The sequence below is a fragment of the Geovibrio ferrireducens genome, from assembly GCF_026226615.1.
Taxonomy (GTDB): Bacteria; Chrysiogenota; Deferribacteres; order Deferribacterales; family Geovibrionaceae; genus Geovibrio; species Geovibrio ferrireducens.
The window spans coordinates 1-5,528 of the sequence record NZ_JAJAPB010000026.1; the positions used below are offsets into that span (position 1 = coordinate 1).

Consider the following 5,528-nt stretch of genomic DNA (forward strand, 5'->3'; position numbering starts at 1 on the left):
GCAGAAAAGGGCACGTCCTGTCCCTTTTCTGTACACGCTCGCGCCGTGATAAACACGGCTTCGCTTCGCACGGCGCAACTCCTTCCTGGAGTTGTATACGTCATTGCGAACCCTGAAAGGGTGAAGCAATCTCTCTTGCCGCAGAAAAGGGCACGTCATGTCTTACCGTAGTTCGCAGAAACCTGCGTCCATGCAGTTTCTACTCACTCGCAGCCTGCGCGGAAAAACCGCTTGCTGCTCTGGTTGCGCTTGCGTTCCTCGCATCCGCTGCGGTACGCGCTCCACGCACCCATCCATGGGTGTGTACACGGCTTCGCTTCGCACGGCGCAACTCCTTAGAGCGTCATTCTGAGCGTATGCGAAGAATCTCCGCCGGATTTGTTACTCCGGCTTTCCTCCCGGACCGTAAAAGTGAAATAAAATACGTAAGACAACTATACTACCATTAATTCGTATGTCAAAGGGGTAAAGGGGGATTTTTACAAAACTTGATAATAAAAAAGCTGCCCCGTGGGACAGCTTTTATGACCGCTATTTTTATTTTTCAGAAAAATTATTTCAGCTTATTTGGCCACTCTGTTCAGGAGCAGTCCGTCGAACTCTTCTTTCAGCTCGTAAGCATTGCCGAGATATGTTATATCCACAGAATCAGCAAGATAGCTTACTTCGTCAATCGTGAGGGAAGTCTTCTTGAATATGTCCTTCGTGCTGAGAACCCTTTCGCTCCACGGTTCGAATGAGTGCATGCTGAGAAGGTAGAAGTGTTCTTCCGTGATAATGATCCTGACAAGGATGACATTTCTGTAGGATTCGAGAGCCCTGTCATAAATCCTGAAAATATCACCCACACCGTAACGGGTTTTCTGTTCCATATTGCATCACCTCTTGTTCTTCACAATACACCATTCCATCGGCATTTCAAGACAGAATAAAAAGTTTTTCACTAATAAAACAACCACCCTTGATTTAATAATGGGTGTATAATTTAACCATAAAAATACAGCAAAAACAGAACCATGTATTTTTTTATAAATATATAATAATAAAAAGATAAATATCTCATCAATAATATCAATAGCTACTATTGGACGCGGAATCAATCCTGACACACTGAAAGCATGCATAAATATTAACAATGTTTTAAATATTTTCGGATAAAAGTTAACCGCAAGTGGAACAGAACGAAAAGACAATTTTGTTTCTTCAGAAACCCATGTTTTTACGAATAGATTTTTTATGCAATTTTGTGATTTTTATGCATTTTACGCTGTCTTTTACTGCCGTCATTTACAAAATATGCCATTTTATATGAAATACTGCCCCGGATACAGTCGTGAAACACACTTTTTCACACATGAAACAGAAATTCTGAACATGTATTTTGTCAAGAATCTGCAATATGTTACGGAAATTCAACTGAAAAACTTGACATAGTTTGTAATTTTCCTGTAAATAGTGCGGAATGAAACATAATGCACCGATAATAGAACTGAACAACATTACAAAATCGTTCGGCGATAATACCATTTTGAAGAATCTCAATCTCTCCATATCTGACGGGGAGTTTGTTACCCTTCTCGGTCCGTCCGGATGCGGCAAAACAACAATACTCCGGCTTATTGCGGGGTTTGAACAGCCAGATGAGGGGAGAATACTGCTCGCCGGAGATGACATAACCGACCTTCCGTCCAACAAAAGACACGTCAATACGGTTTTTCAGAGCTATGCCCTCTTCCCTCACATGACAGTTTTTGAAAATGTCGCTTTCGGGCTCAATATGGACAAAATGCCGAAATCCGAGATCAAAACCCATGTGGATGAAGTTCTCCGCATGGTGAAAATGTCCGAATATGCAGACAGAAAACCCAGCCAGCTCTCAGGCGGTCAGCAGCAAAGGGTGGCCATAGCCCGCGCTGTGGTAAAAAAGCCTCGTATACTGCTGCTTGATGAGCCCCTTTCCGCTCTGGACTTCAAACTCCGCAAACAGATGCAGGTTGAGCTTAAGCAGCTTCAGCGCAGGCTGGGGATAACCTTCATCTTCGTAACCCACGATCAGGAAGAGGCGCTCAGCATGTCCGACCGTGTTATCGTTATGGATGAAGGGGTTATACAGCAGTCCGGTACGCCCAAGCAGGTTTATGAGCAGCCGGCGAACCTTTTTGTTGCCCGTTTCGTGGGTGAGATAAACATTCTGGACTCTGTGGTGGAAAAACACACTGACAACGGATTTGCCTGTAAAATCGAAGGCTTCTCCTGTGAAATACATACAAAGAAACGCCCTGCGGAAGGGGTGAAGGTAAATATCCTTCTCCGCCCGGAAGACCTGCGGGTTGCTGAACTCGCAAAAACCGAAAAACCGGAAGCGGGTTCCATTTTCGGCAGGGTGGAGGAAACCACCTACAAAGGCGCAACCCTTGAATCCATCATTGTTCTGCCTTCGGGCAAAAAACTTCTCGCCAGTGAGTTTTTTGATGAAGAGTATGAGGAGTTCGACTACAAACTGGGACAGGACGTGGCGGTAAGCTGGGTTGGCGGCTGGGAGGTGGTTCTGGCCGATGAATGAGAGAAGCCTCTTTAAAACAACAGTTATCACCGTAATTTCGCTGTGGTTTATAGTTTTTGTTTTCGTTCCCAATATCCTTGTATTCGGCGTGAGCTTCCTTGAGAGGCATGAGAGCAATTTCGTAACATTTACATTCACCCTTGAAAACTATCAGAGAATTTTTTCCAGCGTATATTTTACGGTATTCGCCGATTCTTTCAGGCTGGCTTTTATCTCCATGCTGATATGCCTCGTTGTGGGCTATCCCTTCGCTTACAGGCTGGCAAGGCTTAAAGGCAGAGTGAAAAATATACTCTTCATGCTGATTATCATCCCTTTCTGGACAAGCTCGCTCATACGCACCTATGCGATTATGATAGTGCTGAAAACAAACGGACTGCTGAACACTGTGCTTCTCGGTCTCGGTATAATAAATGAGCCGCTGGAGCTTCTCTACACCGGCACAGCGGTGACCATAGGCATGGTTTACTCTCTGCTGCCGTTTATGATTCTGCCTCTGTACGCCAGCATAGAAAAGCTGGACAAGGTGTACATCGAAGCCGCAGGAGACCTCGGCGCAGGAAAGATTCAGACTTTTATAAAAATTGTAATCCCACTGACAATGCCGGGGATCATAGCCGGATGCACTCTGGTTTTCCTCCCCTCGTTCTGCCTGTTTTACATACCCGACCTCATGGGGGGCGCAAAGGATCTGCTTATCGGCAACCTGATCAAAAACCAGTTTCTCTCCGCCCGTGACTGGCCCTTCGGCTCTGCGGTGAGTGTTGTGCTCACGGGGATTATGGCTGTGCTCCTGTTTGCTTATTACAAGAGCACCAAGCTTGTGCAGAAAGCAGGGGAGAAGGGTGCGGTATGAGCAGATTCTTCAAAAGCACATACATGCTGATGGTTTACCTTTTTCTTTATATCCCGGTTATCATCCTTGTTGTAAACTCATTTAACTCATCCAAATACATGACTGGCTGGCGCGGCTTCACCCTTGACTGGTACAGCAAGCTTGCCTCCAACACCATGCTGATTGATGCCGCCGTCAACTCTTTTACGGTGGCGTTCCTCTCCGCATCCGCCGCAACTGTCATAGGCACACTGACAGCGGTAACACTTTACAGGTACAGCTTTTTCGGCAAAAAGCTCCTTTATGCCCTCGTATATGTGGTGATAATGTCGCCGGATATTGTCATGGGTATATCACTTCTGGTGCTGTTTGCATCAGTTAAGATTGAACTTGGTTTCTGGACCCTGCTGGTGTCGCACATAACCTTCTCCATACCCTTTGTGGTGGTTACGGTTTTTTCACGCCTCAGCGGGTTTGACAAAAATGTGATAGAAGCGGCAAAAGATCTCGGCGCGGATGAGATGAGGATTTTCAAATCAGTAATCCTCCCCATGTCTCTCCCTGCGGTGGCTGCGGGGTGGCTCCTCAGCTTCACCCTTTCGCTGGATGATGTGATTGTCTCCTTTTTTGTAACGGGGCCGGGGTATGAGGTTCTGCCCCTGCGCATATTCTCTATGGTTAGGCTGGGCGTAAAGCCTGAAATAAACGCGCTCTGCGCGATTATATTACTGTTTTCGCTCGTCATGGTTATGACGTCGCAATTCTTGATGAGGGAGAGAAAATGAAGCTTTTTAAAATTCTTGCACTTCTTCTGGTTATGAGCATGCCCCTTGCGGCATCCGCAAAGGAGCTCTACCTGTACAACTGGTCAGAGTATATGCCTGAGGAAGTAATTCAGAAGTTCCAGAAAGAAACGGGGATCAAGGTAATCTACAACACCTATGACAGCAACGAGGCAATGTACGCCAAAGTCAAGCTCATAAGTGGCAAAGGGTACGATCTTATTGTTCCCTCCACCTACTATGTGAGCAAAATGAGGAAGGAAAACCTCCTTGCCAAAATCGACAAAAACAAGCTCACCAACTTCAAAAACCTTGATAAAACACTGCTGAACAAACCCTATGACCCCGGCAACGATTACAGCGTTCCGTATCTCTGGGGAAGCACCGGAATCTCCTACAACGCAGACAGGGTGAAGGATAAAATAGACAGCTGGAGTGTACTCTGGCAGCCAAAATACAAAGGAAAAATCCTGCTCACTGATGATGTGCGAGAGGTTTTCCAGATGGCGCTTGTTCAGCTCGGCTACTCCGGCAACACAATAAAGGAAGCCGAAATCAAGGCCGCATATGAACTGCTGAAAAAGCTTATGCCCTCAGTGCGCACCTTTAACTCGGAATCACCCAAGGTTCCCTACATCAACGGTGAGGTTATTATCGGCATGAACTGGAACGGCGAGGCCTTCCTTGCTCAGGAAGAGATGCCCTCCATGAGATATGTTTACCCGAAAGAAGGCGTAATACTCTGGATGGACAACTTTGCCATTCCCAAAAATGCAAAGAACATCAACGAGGCACACGCTTTCATAAACTTCGTTCTCAGACCTGAGATAGCTAAAATAATCAGTGAAGAGATAGGATACGCCATCCCCAACAAGGAAGGCAAAAAGCTCCTTGCTCCCGAAGTGAGAAACAATCCGATCTCCTACCCTTCTGATGCGATAGTCGCAAAAGGAGAGTTTCAGGAGGATGTGGGTGACGCTATCCTGATATATGAAAAATACTGGGAAATGCTGAAAACAGGAAAGTAACATGAGAGGGCTCCGGCCCCCGGTTTGCTGCAAAGTTCTTTTAAAAGCAAAAAAAGTATATCTTTGTGTAAATCCTCCCCCGCCCTCCTTTACAAAAGGAGGGTGTTTTGCTCTTAGCGGCAATAACTTCCCCCTTCTCTACACTGCACAGGATGTATGAAAAGGAAAAAAATGAGACTGCCGCGTCGCTTTGCTCCTCGCAGTGACATAATTCTCTGTCATTGCGAACAAAGTGAAGCAATCTCAAACATCCTGTGCCTTACATTTTCTCATTTAACAATAAAAAATTCTCCCTCCGTGGGAATTTTTTATACACGCTC

General features: G+C 45.8%; 5 protein-coding genes. 4 read left to right on the forward strand and 1 reads right to left on the reverse strand.

Translation table 11 applies throughout. From position 1 onward, the window contains the following. Nucleotides 1-563: 563 nt before the first annotated feature. Nucleotides 564-872: a hypothetical protein gene (locus OSQ85_RS13965; protein ID WP_265823916.1), complete on the reverse strand. Its 309-nt coding sequence runs from the start codon at nt 870-872 to the stop codon at nt 564-566. A 590-nt stretch (nt 873-1,462) separates the two neighbouring features. On the opposite strand from OSQ85_RS13965, the gene potA reads away from it, so the two are divergent. From potA to OSQ85_RS13985, 4 genes are read left to right on the forward strand one after another with little or no spacing between them, the layout of a single operon-like run. Then, nucleotides 1,463-2,563: a spermidine/putrescine ABC transporter ATP-binding protein PotA gene (potA, locus tag OSQ85_RS13970; RefSeq protein WP_265823917.1), complete on the forward strand. Its 1,101-nt coding sequence runs from the start codon at nt 1,463-1,465 to the stop codon at nt 2,561-2,563. Further along, complete coding sequence (gene potB / locus OSQ85_RS13975; protein WP_265823919.1) at nt 2,556-3,419, forward strand: spermidine/putrescine ABC transporter permease PotB; 864 nt, start codon at nt 2,556-2,558, stop codon at nt 3,417-3,419. Before potA ends, potB begins: the two co-directional genes overlap by 8 nt. Beyond that, on the forward strand, nt 3,416-4,183 hold the full coding sequence (gene potC / locus OSQ85_RS13980; RefSeq protein WP_265823920.1) for a spermidine/putrescine ABC transporter permease PotC: 768 nt from the start codon (nt 3,416-3,418) through the stop codon (nt 4,181-4,183). The genes potB and potC overlap by 4 nt, the downstream gene beginning before the upstream one ends. Next, nucleotides 4,180-5,208 (forward strand): extracellular solute-binding protein, encoded by a 1,029-nt coding sequence (locus tag OSQ85_RS13985; protein WP_265823921.1) that lies wholly within the window; start codon nt 4,180-4,182, stop codon nt 5,206-5,208. Before potC ends, OSQ85_RS13985 begins: the two co-directional genes overlap by 4 nt. The last annotated feature ends 320 nt before the right edge of the window (nt 5,209-5,528 follow it).